Below are 16,255 nucleotides of genomic sequence, written 5' to 3'. Positions count from 1 at the left end.
GGGCGGCGACGCGCCGGCCCGACCGCACCGGCGCGCACGCGCCGGCTCCGTCACCCGGCACTGCTGACGAACACGTGCCGCCGCATCCCGCCCACGCGCCGTAGCACCACCCGGCTGCCCTCGCTTGACGATGTCCGGGCTCACTCCTAGGCTCTGTCTGGGATCGATCCCATAGACGCCGGCCTTCCGACGGCCGCCCCGGGAGACCCCGCAGGCATCCCGCTGCACCACCCCCCGGGGCCGACCGAGAGGACTCCCATGACCGACCCTGACCCGTTCGCCCTGCCGCCCGCCGGCAGCCCGGGCCCGGTTCTGGCCCTCGACATCGGCGGCACGAAGCTGGCCGTGGGCGTGGTGACGGCCGACGGCTCCAGCCACGGCCTGGTGGTGGAGCCCACCCGCCGGGAGGACGGCTGGCGCGTCGTGACACGGCGGCTCTTCGAGATGGGCCGCCGCGCCGTCGAACTCGCCGGCGTCGGCCCCGTCCGGGCGGTGGGCATCGCCTGCGGCGGACCGTTGGACGCGCCGTCCGGCAGGCTGCTGTCGCCACCGCACCTGCCCGGCTGGACGGACGTGCCCATCGGGCCGCTCGCGGCGGACGCGTTCGGGGTGCCGTTCGCGCTGCAGAACGACGCAACCGTCGGCGCCATCGCCGAATACCGGTTCGGCGCCGGCCGGGGCACCACCACCATGCTCTACCTGACCGTCTCGACCGGAGTCGGCGGCGGCGCCGTCATCAACGGCACCCCGCACCGCGGCGCCGCCGGCAACGGCGGGGAGTTCGGGCACCTGACCGTGCACCGGGGCGGCCGGCGATGCGGCTGCGGACGGCGAGGCTGCGTCGAGGCGTACGCCTCCGGCACGTCGATCGCCCAGCGCGCCCGCGAGGCCCTGGCCGGTGGCGCGGCCTCGTCGATGTCGGCGCTGCCCAGGCTGACCGCCGCGGACGTCTCGGCGGCGGCCGCCGCCGGCGACCCGCTCGCCGTGCGGGTGTGGACCGAGACCGTCGACCTGCTCGGCGCGGCGGTCACCGACCTCGTGAACGCGTTCGAACCCGACATGGTGGTGCTGGGCGGCGGCGTCACCCGGGCCGGAGCCATGCTGATCGACCCGGTCCGCGCCCTCGTGGCGCGGGAGGCCATGGCGCCGGCCGCCCGCGTCGCCCGCGTCGTCCCGGCCGAACTCGGCGACCTGGTCTGCGTGGTGGGCGCCGGAGCCATCGGCCACGACCTGCTCGCCGAGGCCGATCCGGCCGGCGGGCTGACCCGGAACCTGCGAGTGGAGCGAGCACATGTCTGACTGGTTGAAGACCCAACTGGACGACCACGTGACCGTCGCCGAGGCGACCACCACGCTGGCCGACGACATCCGGACGGTGGGCGAGCTCGTCTGCGACCGGCTCGCCCGCGGCGGCGTCGTCTACACCCTCGGCAACGGTGGCAGCGCCGCGGACGCGCAGCACCTCGCCGGCGAGCTCATCGGCCACTACAAGCGCGACCGCAGGCCACTGCCCGCGGTGACCCTGAGCACCGACGCCAGCGTGATGACCTGCATCGCCAACGACTACTCGTACGAGGACGTCTTCTCCCGCCAGGTGCGCGCGCTCGCCCGCCCGGACGACGTGGTCATCGCCTTCACCACCTCGGGGCGGTCCCCCAACGTCGTGGCGGCCCTCGCCGCCGGGCAGGCCGGCGGCGCGACGACGGTGCTGTTCGCCGGCGGCGACGGCGGTCCGGCCCGCATCCACGCCGACCACGCCCTGCTCGTGCCCAGCAAGAGCACCCAGCGGATCCAGGAGATGCACACCCTGATGTTGCACGTGATCAGCGAGATGGTCGACGCGTGGGCCGCCGGCGAGGAGCCCACGGCGTGACCGAGCCCGACCACCGCGACGGCACCGGCACCACGCCGATGGAACCGCCTTCGGGCCCGACGGCGGAGCCGCCCCGGCAGCGGACGGCGGCGGAGGCCACCACCGGACGCCCGACGGCGCCGGTCGCCAACGCCCCCTCCGGCGACCAGCCGCCCGGCCTGCACCCCGCGCGCCGCCCGGCGGCGACGCCGCAACGCACCCTGCACATGATCGGCAACGCCCACCTCGATCCGGTCTGGCTGTGGCCGTGGCAGGAGGGCTACCAGGAGACCCGGGCCACCTTCTGGTCGGCGATCCACCGGATGGAGGAGTATCCGGACTTCGTGTTCACCTGCAACCAGGTGGTGCTGCTGAGCTGGGTGGAGGAGTCCGACCCCGAACTGTTCGCCCGGATCCGGGAACGGGTCGCCGAGGGCCGCTGGCAGATGGTCGGCGGCTGGTGGGTGGAGCCGGACTGCAACATGCCCTCGGGCGAGTCGTTCGTCCGGCAGGGGCTGCACGGCCAGCGCTATCTCAAGGAGAAGTTCGGGGTCACCGCCACGGTCGGCATGAACGTCGACCCGTTCGGGCACCACGGCATGCTGCCGCAGATCCTGCGCGGCCAGGGCATGCACGCGTACTGCTTCCTGCGGCCCGGCCCGCACGAGTCCCACCTGACCGGCACCGCCTTCTGGTGGGAGTCGCCCGACGGTTCCCGCGTGCTCGCCTACCGGATCCCGTTCGAGTACTGCAGCCCGCCGGGTGACGTGGCGGGGCAGACCGACAAGTCGCTCGGCGTGCTCGACCACGGCCTGGGCGACATGATGATCTACTTCGGCGTCGGGAACCACGGCGGCGGGCCCACCCGGGCCAACATCGAGTCCATCCACCGCTACGACCGGATGGGCTCGTTCGGCCGGATGGTCATCTCCTCGCCGGCCCGCTACTTCGACGAGTTCGCCAAGAACCAGGGCGAGGAGGGGCTGGCGAAGCTGCCGGTCTGGCGGGACGACCTGCAGATGCACGCCCCGGGCTGCTACTCGGCGCATTCCGGGATCAAGCTCTGGCAGCGCCGCGCGCAGGCCGCGATCCTGTCCGCGGAGCGGTGGGCGGTGCTCGGCTCGACGCTGTTCGGGCTGGACTACCCCACCGACGACCTCGGCCGGGCCTGGCGGCAGATCCTGTTCAACCAGTTCCACGACGTCCTGCCCGGCTCCGCGATCGAGAGCGCGTACGACGACGCCCGCGACCAGCTCGGCGAGGCGGCGGCGGTCGCCAAGCGGATCATCACGCGTACGCACAACGTGATCGCCCGGCACGTCGACATCCCGCTGGCCGAGGGCACCCAGCCCGTCCTGGTCTTCAATCCCCACCCGTGGCCGGTGACGGCGCAGGTGGAACTCCAGTACGGCACCCAGCCCACCGGGGTGCACGTGGTGGACGCCGACGACCGCCTGACGCTCGCCCAGCGGACCCAGTCGGTGGCCACCACCGACGACAAGGGACGCGGGGCGACGGTGTTCGAGGCGGTACTGCCGCCGCTGGGCTACCGGCTCTACCGGCTGCGGTCCGGTGCCGCGCCGACGGACACGCAGGCCGGTGAGCGGCAGGCGGGCAACCTGCGGGCCACCGACACGGTCCTGGAGAACGACCTGCTCCGGGTGGAGATCGACCCGGAGACGGGATGGCTGCGCGGGCTGCTCGACAAGCGGACCGGGGTGGACCTGGTCGCCGGCGCCCGGGGCGAGCACACCCAGATCTGCCAGGACCCGACGGACACCTGGGGCCACCGGGTCGTCTCGTACCGGTGGCCCGGGGCTCCCATGTGGACCAGCCGCGTCACCCTGCGCGAGGCGGGGCCGCTGCGCGCCCGGCTGCGGGTGGAGCGGGCATGGAACCGTTCCACGATGGTGGAGGAGTTCATCCTCGGGCACCGCGACGACCACGTCGAGGTCCGGGTGACCCTCGACTGGCGGGAGCAGGCCCACCTGCTCAAGCTCTGCTTCCCGACGGCCGTGAGCGACCCGGTCGCCACCTACGAGATCCCGTTCGGGTCCATCGGGCAGCCGGTCGACGGCGGGGAGAACCCCGCCCAGTCGTGGGTGGACGTCAGCGGCACGGTGGACGGCCGGCCCGCCGGGCTCGCGGTGGTCAACAACGCCAAGCACGGGTACGACGTCTCGCCCGGCGATCCCGACGGGGACACCCCGAGCATCGGCATCACGGCCGTCCGCAGCCCCGTCTACTCCTGGCACGATCCGCGCCAGCTCGATCCGGACGGCTTCTACTCGTACCAGGACCAGGGGATCCAGTCCTTCCGCTACCTGCTCGTGCCGCACGGGGGCGACTGGCGGCAGGCCGGCCTGTTCCGGCGGGCGGCCGAGCTGGGCGCGCCGGTCCGGGCCATGTTGGAGAGCTTCCACTGGGGTCCGCTGCCCGCCCAGCAGAGCTACCTGTCCGACGGCGGTGACCAGGTGATGGTGACCGCCGTGAAGGGCCACGAGGACGGCGGATCCGCCCCGGACCTGGTCGTCCGGGCGGTGGAGACCACCGGCCGGCCGGGCCGGGTCCGCATCGACCTGCCGGTGCTCGGGCGGGCCATCGAGGCCGACTTCGGTCCCAGCCAGCTGCGCACCTTCCGGGTGCCGGTCGACGGGGGCGCCGTCCGGGAGGTCGACCTCATCGAGTGGGACCTCGCCGAGGCGTCGCCCGGGTCGGTCACGGAGTCGGCGATCCCGGCGGCGCCGGGCGGGCGGCGCAACACCGAGCCCGACCGCGAGTCCTCCGACGCGACGATGCCGGCCGAGCGGCTGGCCCCGAACCAACGCCGCCGTGAGGGCGGCTGAGCCCCGGCGCTCGGGACCGCTCCCCCGCTGACCCCTCCCCCGCGCTCCGCGTCCGGGCCGGGGTCAGCGGGGCGGGACCAGGAGGGTGGGGTCGGCCAGTGCCTGCTCGCAGCCGAGCAGCAGCACCCCCACGCTCCACGCGTGCGACAGCGTCAGCAGCATGCCCTTCGGCTGGAAGCAGGCGGTCTGGTAGTACCGCTCGCTCACCATCCCCCGGTACGCGTTGAAGTCGCCGTCGAAGCGCGCGACGAACTGGCGGAAGCAGGCCAGCGCCTCGCGCGCACGCTCGACGTAGTGCGGGTCGCCGCAGGCGGCGGAGAGTTCCGCGAACTCGGCCGTGCAGATCAGCCCGTACGCGTGCAGGTGCTGGTTGGAGGGCGAGGCGTTGTCGGCCCCCCGGGTCGCGAAGCGGTAGGTGTGCAGCAGGGTGCCGGCCGGGAACGTGGTGTTGTACGTGTACCGGAAGGTCAGCGTCCAGTCGGCGGCGCGGCGGGCGAGGTCCAGCCAGCGCCGCTCGCCGGTGCGGCGGTGCAGCGCCAGGTACGCCATCACGGCGACGTAGCCGTCCTCCGAGGTGGGGGCCAGGTCCACGTCCTCCGGCGCGCCGTGCAGGAACTCGCTCTCGACGAACGGCGCGTAGTACTCCCCGGCCCGGACGGCGGCGGCCAGGTACCCGCCCCCGGCGCCGTCCGGCCCGTCCCAGCGGGCGGCCTCGGCCAGCGCGCCCACCCAGGCCAGTCCCGCGCAGCCGGCCCAGGAGAGCACCTCACCGGTCAGCGCGTGGTGGGTCGAGCCGAGGTTGCCGTCCGGCCGCTGCCGGGCGACGACCGCGTCGAGGTTGGACCGGACCGCGTGGACCCACGCCGGCCGCGAGCCCTCCGGGTCGCCGTCGAGCTCCAGGGCCCGGACGAGGAACTGCGTCGCCTCGGCGAGGGTGCGCGAGTGCAGCCTGTGCGGCACCGGTGACCAGCTCTGCGACCAGCCCCGGTGGCGGTACCAGACGCCCCAGAAGGTGCCGGACGGAGACAGCTCGGCGCAGCAGAAGTCGATGACCCGTACCGCGGCCACGACGTCGGCCGTCGCGCCGACCCGCCGTCCGTGGGCCAGCAGGGCGTACGCCCACGGGATGCCGCTGACCCAGCCCACGTGCATGGCCTGCCGGTCCACGGGCAGCCCGTCCTGGCCGCTGATGCCCCGGTCGAACGCGACCGTCTCCAGCAGGACGCCGGGCTCGGCGTAGTGCCACCGGCGCAACCCCTCGGCGGCCAGCACGGCGGCCTGCGTGACGTCGACCCAGGGCCGCAGCGGGGCGTCGGCGGCCTGGCGGGCGTGCTCCTCGCGCAGCACGGCCGCGTAGCCGTGCCGGTCCCGGTCCAGCGCGTAGACGGCGAGGTCCAGTTCCACCCGCTCGCCCGGGCGCCAGGCGTACGTGCTGACCTCGGCCGGCCCCGGTGCCGCGGATCCGTCGTAGCTGACCGGCGCCTCCCGGAACGGAAACGTCAGGTGCAGGTGTCCGCAGCCGCGCCCGGCGTCGTGCCCGAACCCCAGCCCGGTCATGCCGAGGGCGGTGGTCTCGTCGGCGACCAGGGCGACGCCGCCCTCGCCGGCCCAGCCGAACACCGCCGGGGTGGCCGCCCGGTCGGCCCGGAACTCCCAGTGGTCGCTCACCATGCCGGCGTGGTCGGTGCCGTCGACCGCGAACCGGGGATACACCCGCAGGCAGTCCGCCGGCCGGTTCTCGCCGTAGAACGCGCCGGGCAGCAACCACCACGGCGGTTCGGGGTCGGCGGCGAGGTCGACCCGGTACCGGATTCCCGCGTCCACCACCGCGTCGCCCCGGTACTCGACGGTCAGCCGGACGTCGCGCCGCCCGGTGGCCGACGGCGGCGCCCAGTCGAGGGTGGCCGTGAACGGCCCGTCGGCGGCCGGTTCGGTCCGACCGTCGGCCCAGACGACGTCGACCGTTCCGGGCGCCGAGCCGACCGTCTGACCGGCCGCGTTGCGCAGTGGCGTGGGGGCTGCGACCGCAGCGGGCAGGGAGCCGGTCACCGTGACGTGCACATCCTTCGCGCTCTGGGATCGATACCACTATTGAGCCGCCAAGATAGCGGAAGTACCCCTACAGGGCCAGGTATCGGCCGGACAGGACGCATTGACACAAGCAAAAAGCGTGTGGTTGCGTCTGTGGATTCGTTCCCACAAGCGGCCCGGCCGCTCACTCCCCCGGGAGCTTCCCGATGCATCGCTCTCTGTCCAACCTGACCCAACGGATCGACCGGGTTCTGCTCGAACGCTTGATCCCCGCGATCCACCGCGACGTCGAGCCCGTGACCGTCGAGGCGGCCCACCTGCCCGGCGAGCCGGTGCCCGCCGACGTCGGGCTGGCGCTGCCCTACGCGCCGTTCGCCGTGGGCCAGTTCTGGGGTCCCGCCTGGAGCACCACCTGGTTCCGGTTCACCGGCGAGGTGCCCGAGCGGATGCGCGGCGGGCGGGTCGAACTGATCGTCGATCTCGGCTTCGAACGGGCCGGGCCCGGCTTCCGCTCGGAGGGCCTCGCGTACACGGCGGACGGCACTCCGATCAAGGGCATCGAGCCGCGCACGGCGTACGTGCCGGTGGCGCGGGAGGCGGGCGGCGGCGAGCGCGTCGAGGTGTACGTCGAGGCCGCGGCGAACCCGCGCTTCGACGGCACCGTCACGCAGCTCGGGGACCGGGAGACCGCCCCCGACACGCCGCTCTACCGGCTCGACCGGGCGGAACTGGCGCTGCGGGACGAGGAGGTGTACGCGCTCGTCCTGGACGTGCAGGTGCTGCACCAGCTCGCCCTGGAGCTGGCCGTGACCGACCCGCGGCACCACGAGATCCGTCGCGCCCTGGAGCTGATGCTCGACGAGCTGGACCTCGGCGACCTCACCGGCAGCGCACCCGCCGCCCGCAAACGGCTGGCCGGCGTCCTCGCCTCCCCGGCGGCGCCGAGCGCCCACCGGGTCACCGCCGTCGGCCACGCGCACATCGACTCGGCCTGGCTCTGGCCGGTACGCGAGACGATCCGCAAGTGCTCGCGCACCTTCTCGAACGTCGTGGCGCTCGCCGACGAGTACCCCGAACTCGTCTTCGCCTGCTCCTCCGCCCAGCAGTACGCCTGGCTGCGCGAGCACCACCCGCAGGTGTACCGCCGCGTGGCGGAGAAGGTGGCCAGCGGGCAGTTCCTGCCGGTCGGCGGCATGTGGGTGGAGTCCGACACCAACATGCCGGGCGGCGAGGCCCTGGTGCGCCAGTTCACCCAGGGCAAGCGGTTCTTCGCCGCCGAGTTCGGCATCGAACCACGCGAGGTCTGGCTGCCGGACTCGTTCGGCTACTCCGGGTCCCTGCCGCAGCTCGCCCGCCTCGCCGGCTTCCGCTGGTTCCTCAGCCAGAAGATGTCCTGGAACCAGACCAACCGCTTCCCGCACCACACCTTCTGGTGGGAGGGCATCGACGGGAGCCGGGTCTTCACCCACTTCCCGCCGGCCGAGACGTACAGCTCGGAGCTGAGCGGGCGCGAGCTGGCGTTCGGGGTGGCCAACTTCACCGAGCACGGGCGCTCCACCGTGTCGCTGCTGCCGTTCGGCTACGGCAACGGCGGCGGCGGGCCCACCCGGGAGATGCTGGAGATCGCCCGCCGGGTCGCCGACCTCGAAGGCTCGCCCCGGCTGGCCATCCGCACCCCGGCCGAGTTCTTCGCCGAGGCGGAGCACGAGTATCCGGACGCGCCCGTGTGGAACGGCGAGATGTACCTCGAATACCACCGGGGCACGTACACCAGCCAGTCGGCGATGAAGCGCGGCAACCGGCACACCGAGCACCTGCTGCGCGAGGCCGAGCTGTGGTGCGCCACCGCCGCGTCGCGGACCGGCCACGAGTACCCGTACGACGAGCTGGACGCCGTCTGGCAGGAGACCCTGCTGCTCCAGTTCCACGACATCCTGCCGGGCAGCTCGATCGCCTGGGTGCACCGCGAGGCCCGGCAGACGTACGCGAGACTGGCCGACCGGCTGGAGACGCTGATCGACGCGGCGCTCGCGGCGCTCACCGGCCCGGGGTCGGTGCCGCTGGTCGCCAACGCCGCGCCGCACACGCGGCCCGGCGTGCCGGCGCTCGGAATCGCGACGACCCCCGCGGACGGCACCGGGCCCGACGCCGGCGCCTCCGCGGTGTCGGTGCGGACGGGCCCGGACGGCACCGTGCTGGACAACGGCCTGCTCCGGGTGCGCATCGCCACCGACGGGACCGTCGCGGCCATCCGCGACCTGGTGGCCGACCGGGAGGTGCTGCCGGCCGGCAGCTCGGCCAACGTCCTGCAACTGCACCCGGACCTGCCGAACAAGTTCGACGCCTGGGACGTCGACGAGTTCTACCGCAACCGGCGCCACGACCTCACCGAGGTCACCGAGCTGACGGTGCAGGCCGACGATCCCCGGTGCGTGCGCGTCCGGATCAGCCGCAACGACCGGAACTCCGCGTACGTGCAGACGGTGTCCCTCGCCGCCGGGGAGCGCGTGCTGCGGTTCGAGACCGAGGTGGACTGGCACGAGCGGGAGACCTTCCTCAAGGTGGCCTTCCCCGTCGACGTCCAGGCCACGCACTCCAGCTCGGAGATCCAGTTCGGCCACCTCCAGCGGCCCACCCACACCAACACCTCGTGGGACGCGGCGCGCTTCGAGATCTGCGCGCACCGGTGGCTGCACGTCGGCGAACCGGGATACGGCGTGGCGCTGGTCAACGACGGCACGTACGGCCACGACGTGACGCGCCGGCCGCCCGGCGACGCGCAGGGCGCGCAGCCGACCACCGTACGGCTGTCCCTGCTCCGCGGCCCCCGCTACCCCGACCCGGACACCGACCGGGGCGCGCACCGCTTCGGCTACGCGCTGGTCTGCGGGGCGGAGATCGAGGACGCGGTACGCGAGGGCTACCGGGCCAACCTGCCGGTCCGCCGCCGCACCGGTGGGCACGCGGTGGACCCGCTGATCGAGGTCAGCGACCCGGCCGTCGTGGTGGAGGCGGTGAAGCTGGCCGACGACCGCTCCGGCGACGTGATCGTCCGGGTGTACGAGTCGCTCGGCGGACGCGCCCGTGCCCGCCTGAGCGCCTCGTTCGGCCTCGCCGGGGCCCGGGTGGTCGACCTGCTGGAGCGGGCGGACGAATCGGTCGCCGCGCTGGCCCCGGTCACGGTCGAGGGCGACGCCGTCGACCTCGCCCTGACGCCGTTCCAGGTGGTGACGCTCCGGCTGACGCCGGCGCGGGACTGAGAGAGCGTGGTGACACCCGGGCGTGGTCTTCGCTTGGTCCGTCAGCGAAGACCACGCCCGGGTCGCCGGGGTCAGGACGGCGGGTCGGCGCGGCGCAGCGTCACGTCGGCGATCCCGTGGCCGGCGACGGTCACCGGACCGCCGCCGGTCACCCCCGGGCCGGCCCACTCGACGGTGGCCGCCACCGGTTCGGCGCCGATGTTGCGCAGCCGTACCCGCACCGCCTGATCGCCGGCCGGCCGGACCTCGGCGAGCAGGCGGTCCGCCGGTTCCACCCGGAGCCCGCTGCCGCCCGTCACGCCGACCGGCCCCGCGTACCGCCGCGCCTGCAACGGTTCCAGCAGGTTCCGGCCGTACACCCGGACCTGCTCGCGGGTCACCGGGCCGGAGCGCGCGGCGAACCGGTACCGGTACCGCCGGGTGCCGTCCTGGCTCGCCTGGAAGTTGGTGAAGTGCAGGTTGTTCATCAGCCAGCTGTTCACCTGTCCACCGGCCACCGCGAGGGTCCGCGCCCACCGCCCGGTGTGGAAGCCGCCCACCTGCACGAGCGGCGCGTCGAAGCTGCCCCACAGGATGCCGTGGTCACGGTTGGTCACACCGACCGCGTGCTGGACCGAATGCCAGTCCCTGCTGGTGTCCGGGAGCTGTTCCGTCCCGGCCGCGTACACCGCGCCGGCGGTTTCCAGCAGGAACTCCGGGTCGGGCACCGCGAACGGGAACGCCACGAAGATGCTCTCCGGTTCCAGCCGCGCGGGCTTGACCAGGTGCACGTCGAGGTCCACGACGTCGGCGTCGCGGTAGAGCGTGAGCGCCACGGTGGCCGCCGGGAGATCCGCCGGGGTGACCCGCCACGTGATGGTGGCCAGCTCGGCCGACTCGGTGATCGCCGGTTCGTCCTCGCCCCGGGCGACCAGCCGCTCGAAGTCCGGTCCCGGGAAGTCCGGATGGAAGTCCTTGGGCGAGCGCACCACCATCGGATGGTCGCAGCCGGTGGGGATCCTCTCGACCACCACCGCGCCCAGCCCGTGCGGCACGGCGGGGTCCACCAGCTCCCGGCCGTCGCGCCGGTCGACCAGTGACACCACGCCGCCGCGCGCCGGATCGACCACCACCCGGTACGGCCCCTTGGCGATCTCCCGGCCGGTCCGCGCCGTCGACGCTCCGGGCGTCGGCAGCAGTGCCACACCGAAGGCCGGCGCCCGGGCGACCAGCCGCGCCCGGCGGGTGGTGTCCAGCTCGACCTCGACGGGCTCGGTCCGGTCCCGCTCGGTCGGGTTGACCACGAGGATCCCGTCGCCCGCGGCCGGCACGGGCGCCGCGCCGGCCGGGTCCGTGCCGCTCGCCGCGAGCCGGAACATCCCCTCGACGGCCAGGTCACGCGCGAGGTCGTACGCCTGGTACGCGAATCCGGCCTTGGCGTTCCAGTGCGAGTGGCTGAAGGTGGAGTGCGGCTTGGAGTACGTCTCCCAGGAGCCCCAGGTGTGCTCGCCGAACAGCAGCAGGTCCTCGTCCACCCTGGCCAGGTCGGCGACCACCTCGTGTTCGTCGCGCAGCCGGGTCGGCCCGCGCCGGTAGCCGAGCACGTGGGCGAGCGCCGGTTCGCCGTCCCCCCGGAGCAGGGTCAGCCCGAGACTCGTCTGGGCCGCCCGGGCGAACGACCGGGCCTCCCGGTAGACGGCCACCTCCCGGGCCGTGGACCCGTGACCGTGCGACCACCAGTCCGACCACTCGCCGCGGACGACCGGCACGTCCGCCCGGCTGGCCTGCGGCTCCAGCAGGTCGAGGGCCTCGTCGATGGTCGCCGTGCGCATCGGCGGGTTGCCCGGCACGGTGTTCCAGTGCCGCACCACGTCGAGGAACAGCGGCGTCGGCCAGCGGTTGTCGTTCGCCGCGTGGACCACCGCGACGTCGTACGGGTAGTCCGGGCGCGCCGCCAGCCGCTCGACGAAGGCCGCGATGTGGCGTTGGGCGGCGACCACGTCACCGTCGACGATCCCCCACTGCTCGCCGAAGCCGTAGTGCGTGGAGAGCCACACGAACACCCGCTGGCCGCTGGCCCCCTCCCACCAGAACCCGGTCGGCTGCTCGTACGGCGCCCGGCCGTGGTCGGGGTTGAGCGCCATCACGAGCCGGGACATCCCCGCCCGGCGCATCGCCTCGACGGTGCCCCAGGCGATCCCGTTGACGTCGCCGTGCTGCTGGGTACGCACCGGCAGCCCGGCGGCCCGGAACACCTGGAGCGCGTCGTACACCGCCCCGAACTCCGCATCGGACGGCAGCTGGGTCATGTTGAGGTAGCCACCCGTCACGGCGACCCGGCCCTCGTGCACGAGCCGCCGCAGCTGCGCCGCCCCGGCTTCGCCGGTCTCGGCGAGGTGGCGCAGCACCGGCCGGGCCACCTCGAACGTCCAGCGGAACTGGGCCGGGCCGGGTTCCGGGTCCGCCTCGCAGAGCCGCAGCACCTCGGCGACGACGCGCCGGTGCTGGTCGTCCAGCAGGCGCGGGCTGTTGGTATAGCCCACGTCGTGGTGGGTATGTCCGACGAGCAGGATCTGGCTGATGGTCGGCACTCTGGCCCCCGATTGTGGCATCGTTGTCACACAGGATCCAACTCCACTTTGTCCCTCGTCGCAACCCCAGTTTGCCTCTGACCTGGGCCGACACTAAATGGAAATGTTCCCCACTTGTGTCCGGTGTCACGTTCGGCTACGGTCCCGCCTGGTACGGATTCCATGCTGACTTCAGCCTCTTGAGGGCCGGTCCCGCCGGCCCCGCACGCCGTCGAAGGGACCCAGATGAGGAAAAGGCGAGCTGCCTTCATAGCCGCAGGCGTCGCCGCCGCACTCGTCGCGACTGCCGCCTGTGGATCGTCCGAAGGCGACAGCGGCGGCGAGGCCGCGAACTTCGACGCCAAGCCCACCGGGACCTTGAGCGCCTGGGGGTTCAACAACGCCGACGACGTCGGCAAGGCCCGGATCGAGTACGCGGCCAAGCAGCTCGACGGCGTCAAGATCGAGATGGACCAGACGGGCTTCGACGCGCAGAAGTTCACCACCCGCCAGGCCAGCGGCAACGTCCCCGACGTGGTGCAGATGGACCGTGAACTGGTCCTCACCTACGCCGCCCAGGGCCTCATCCAGCCGCTCGACAAGTGCCTGGAGGTCAACAAGGTCACCAAGGACCGCTGGTACCCGGCGGTGGCCAACGACGTCACGTACAAGGGTCAGATGTGGGCGGTGCCGCAGTTCTACCAGCCGGCGGCGATCATCCTGAACAAGAAGGCCATGGACGCGGCGGGCGTGCAGGACGCCGACATCGACACGTCGAACCCCGACAAGCTGCTCACCGCCGTCGCGAAGATGTACAAGGCCAACGGCGGCGTGCCGACGACGCTCGGGTTCAACCCGCAGGCGACCGGCCAGATCAACCTCTGGCTCGTCGGCATGGGCGGCAAGCTGGCCGACGCCGACGGCAAGCCCGCCCTGGACGACCCGAACAACGTCGCCGCGCTCGAACTGCTCAAGAAGATCGTGGACGCGCAGGGCGGGTTCGCCAAGTACAAGAGCTTCACCGACTCGTTCGACATGTTCGGCGAGAAGAACCAGTTCGTCCAGAACCAGGTCGGGGCGGAGGTGGACGCCCAGTGGTACCCCAACGTCCTCTCGCCGTACAAGGACAAGATCAAGCTGGGCGCCGTGCCGTTCAAGGGCAAGGACGGCAACCCGGTCACCCAGGCCGGCGGCACCTCGTTCGTGATCCCCGCCCAGGCAAAGAACCCCTCGGCCGCCTGCAAGTGGGCGCTCGCGCTGACCGAGGAGGGCTCCTGGAACGCCGCCGCCGAGGCTCGGGCCAAGACGGTGGAGGAGAAGAAGTCCATCAACACCGGCCTGTTCACCGGGTCGCCGGTGTCCGACAAGGCCATCCGGGAGAAGTACGTCAAGCCCAGCGGTGACGCCGGCTTCGACCAGGTGATCAGCACGTACTACGAGGTCGCGGACGCCGGCAAGAGCGTGGGAGCGTCGCCGGCCGGCCAGCAGATCAAGCAGGAACTGCTGAACGCCGTCACCGCGGCCCTGCTCGGCAGCAAGCCCGCCCAGCAGGCGCTCGCCGACGCCCAGACGGCGTCGATGAACGCGTACAAGACCGTTACCGGCGGCTGACCGCCAGCAACGTACCTCGTGGGCGTGGCGGGTCCTCGCATGGCGCGGGAGCCCGCCACGCCGCATTGTGGAGATCTTGCGATCCACCCCGGGAATCTCCGGCACCCGGCACACCATGGAGGCGTTGGATGACAAGTACCACCGTCGCACCCTCCGGCGACGGCACTCGCGACAGCAGCAGGAAACGGCCGGGCCGGGGAAGGAAGTACAACCGCCGGGAGGCGCTGGCCGGCTACCTCTTCATCTCGCCGTGGATCATCGGCTTCCTCGTCTTCACCGCCGGATCGATGATCTACAGCCTGGTCATCTCGTTCAGCAAGTACAACCTGGCGACCAACGTCATCCGGCCGACCGGGACCAGCAACTACGAGGCGCTGCTGGAGAACCCGAAGGTCGCCAAGTCGCTGGCGAACACCCTGTTCTACGCCGTGCTGGCCGTACCCCTGGAGATCTGCTTCGCGCTGCTGCTGGCGGTGCTGCTCAACCGGGTGGGCCGCGGCGCCGGGTTCTTCCGCACGGTCTACTACCTGCCGAAGATGACCCCGGCGGTGGCCACGGCGTCGATCTTCTTCCTGCTGCTGAACGGCAACACCGGCGCCATCAACCAGGGCCTGCGCTTCATCGGCATCGAGGGCCCGCAGTGGCTGGTGGACCCGACGTGGGTCAAGCCGTCGATCGTGCTCATGGCCCTCTGGACGGTCAGCGGCACGATGGTCATCTTCCTGGCCGCGCTCAAGAACGTGCCGCGTGACCTGTACGAGGTCGCCTCGCTCGACGGGGCGGGCCCCGTCCGCCAGTTCTTCTCCATCACCCTGCCGATGATCTCCGGGGCGCTGTTCTTCAACGTCATCATCCTGACCATCGCGGCGTTCCAGATCTTCGACCAGGCTTACCTGCTGTTCTGGCGGGACCAGAACAACCCGGCGCCGGAGGCGTCGCTGTTCTACGCGGTCTACCTGTTCCAGGAGGCGTTCCGGCAGTTCAACTTCGGCTTCGCGGCGGCGATGGCCTGGCTGCTCTTCGTCATCCTGATGATCCTGACCTTCATCCAGGTCAAGGTCGGCAACCGCTTCGTGTACTACGAGGGAGAGCGGTCGTGACGACAATCGGCCCCAGCACGGCACCCACCGCAGCCCCCGTCCTGGCCCAGGCCGTGGACGCCGCGCCCTCCGGAGGGATACGGGAGCCCGGGCGCCGGCCGACGAGATGGACCGTCGGGCGGGTACTGCTCACCCTCCTGCTCGTCGGCTTCGCCGCGTTGTTCCTGTACCCCCTGGTCTGGCTGATCGCGGCCAGCCTCAAGCCGGCCAGCCAGGTGTTCGACAACTCGTTGATCCCGAAGACCTGGCGGTGGGACAACTACGTCCAGGTCTGGAGCGAGCTGCCGCTGCTGCACTGGGTGTTCAACAGCGTGTCGATCGCACTGCTCGCCGCGATAACGGTCGCCATCTCCAGCTCGATGGTGGCCTTCGGGTTCGCGTACTTCCGCTTCCCCGGCCGCAACCTGCTGTTCGGGCTGGTCCTGGGCACGATGATGCTGCCCGGCGCGGTCACGATGATCCCGATGTACCTGATCTGGAAGGAGACGGGTCTCCTCGGCACCTGGGTGCCGCTGTTCGGCGCCAACCTGTTCGGCTCGGCGTTCTACATCTTCCTGCAACGGCAGTTCTACCTGAGCCTGCCCCGGGAACTGTTCGAGGCGGCCCGCATCGACGGGTCCAACTACTGGCAGCTGTTCTGGAAGATCGCCATGCCGCTGTCCATCCCGTCGTTCGTCATCGTCTTCCTGTTCGAGTTCCAGGCGGCGTGGAACAACTTCCAGGGCGCGCTGATCTATCTCAACGGAGAGTCGATGGAGGACTTCACCGCTCCGCTCGGCATCGCGTACGCCATGACGAAGTACAGCCCCACCGCCGGCGGGCAGGGCGACTACCAGTACGTCATGGTCGCCTCGCTGCTCGTCACGCTGCCCATGCTGCTGCTGTTCAGCTTCGGCCAGCGGTACTTCATCGAAGGCGTCGCTACCCAGGGCCGTAAGGGCTGACCTCCGAAACGCGGCTTTGGGCTCGGCGTGAAACCGGGCCCAAAGCCGCGCCTCCCCGCCGG

The 16,255-nt window shown here is 72.1% G+C and carries 9 protein-coding genes; 7 read left to right on the top strand and 2 right to left on the bottom strand.

Annotated elements, in window-relative coordinates; genetic code table 11:
* Window positions 1–258 precede the first annotated feature (258 nt).
* From ACLQ20_RS24865 to ACLQ20_RS24855, 3 genes are read left to right on the top strand one after another with little or no spacing between them, the layout of a single operon-like run.
* Window positions 259–1,299: an ROK family protein gene (locus ACLQ20_RS24865; RefSeq protein WP_358121049.1), complete on the top strand. Its 1,041-nt coding sequence runs from the start codon at window positions 259–261 to the stop codon at window positions 1,297–1,299.
* On the top strand, window positions 1,292–1,873 hold the full coding sequence (locus ACLQ20_RS24860) for a D-sedoheptulose-7-phosphate isomerase (protein ID WP_425857819.1): 582 nt from the start codon (window positions 1,292–1,294) through the stop codon (window positions 1,871–1,873). Before ACLQ20_RS24865 ends, ACLQ20_RS24860 begins: the two co-directional genes overlap by 8 nt.
* A complete protein-coding gene (locus ACLQ20_RS24855; protein WP_425857818.1) occupies window positions 1,870–4,698 on the top strand; it encodes an alpha-mannosidase in 2,829 nt (942 codons plus the stop codon). Before ACLQ20_RS24860 ends, ACLQ20_RS24855 begins: the two co-directional genes overlap by 4 nt.
* Before the next feature lie 63 nt (window positions 4,699–4,761).
* Here the strand turns inward: ACLQ20_RS24855 and ACLQ20_RS24850 are convergent, their stop codons facing one another.
* The gene (locus ACLQ20_RS24850) at window positions 4,762–6,747 is read right to left on the bottom strand and encodes a hypothetical protein (RefSeq protein WP_425857817.1); all 1,986 of its coding nucleotides are present in this window, start codon (window positions 6,745–6,747) and stop codon (window positions 4,762–4,764) included.
* Between the two features lie 188 nt (window positions 6,748–6,935).
* Here ACLQ20_RS24850 and ACLQ20_RS24845 point away from each other — a divergent pair, with 188 nt between their 5' ends.
* The gene (locus ACLQ20_RS24845; protein ID WP_425857816.1) at window positions 6,936–9,989 is read left to right on the top strand and encodes an alpha-mannosidase; all 3,054 of its coding nucleotides are present in this window, start codon (window positions 6,936–6,938) and stop codon (window positions 9,987–9,989) included.
* 71 nt (window positions 9,990–10,060) lie between these two features.
* Here ACLQ20_RS24845 and ACLQ20_RS24840 read toward each other — a convergent pair whose 3' ends face one another.
* Window positions 10,061–12,559: a hypothetical protein gene (locus tag ACLQ20_RS24840; protein ID WP_425857815.1), complete on the bottom strand. Its 2,499-nt coding sequence runs from the start codon at window positions 12,557–12,559 to the stop codon at window positions 10,061–10,063.
* A 357-nt stretch (window positions 12,560–12,916) separates the two neighbouring features.
* Between ACLQ20_RS24840 and ACLQ20_RS24835 the strand changes: the two genes are divergently transcribed.
* From ACLQ20_RS24835 to ACLQ20_RS24825, 3 genes are all read left to right on the top strand, one after another.
* A complete protein-coding gene (locus tag ACLQ20_RS24835; RefSeq protein WP_425857814.1) occupies window positions 12,917–14,149 on the top strand; it encodes a hypothetical protein in 1,233 nt (410 codons plus the stop codon).
* A 128-nt stretch (window positions 14,150–14,277) separates the two neighbouring features.
* Window positions 14,278–15,249, top strand: coding sequence for a carbohydrate ABC transporter permease (locus ACLQ20_RS24830; RefSeq protein WP_151452542.1), 972 nt, complete (start codon window positions 14,278–14,280; stop codon window positions 15,247–15,249).
* Window positions 15,246–16,193, top strand: coding sequence for a carbohydrate ABC transporter permease (locus ACLQ20_RS24825; RefSeq protein ID WP_327027871.1), 948 nt, complete (start codon window positions 15,246–15,248; stop codon window positions 16,191–16,193). Before ACLQ20_RS24830 ends, ACLQ20_RS24825 begins: the two co-directional genes overlap by 4 nt.
* Window positions 16,194–16,255: the final 62 nt, after the last annotated feature.

It is taken from the genome of Micromonospora sp. DT46 (genome assembly GCF_049841735.1).
Classification (GTDB): Bacteria; Actinomycetota; Actinomycetes; order Mycobacteriales; family Micromonosporaceae; genus Micromonospora; species Micromonospora reichwaldensis.
Note: the sequence above shows the minus strand (reverse complement) of the source record. Positions and strands in the feature narration are given on the sequence as shown.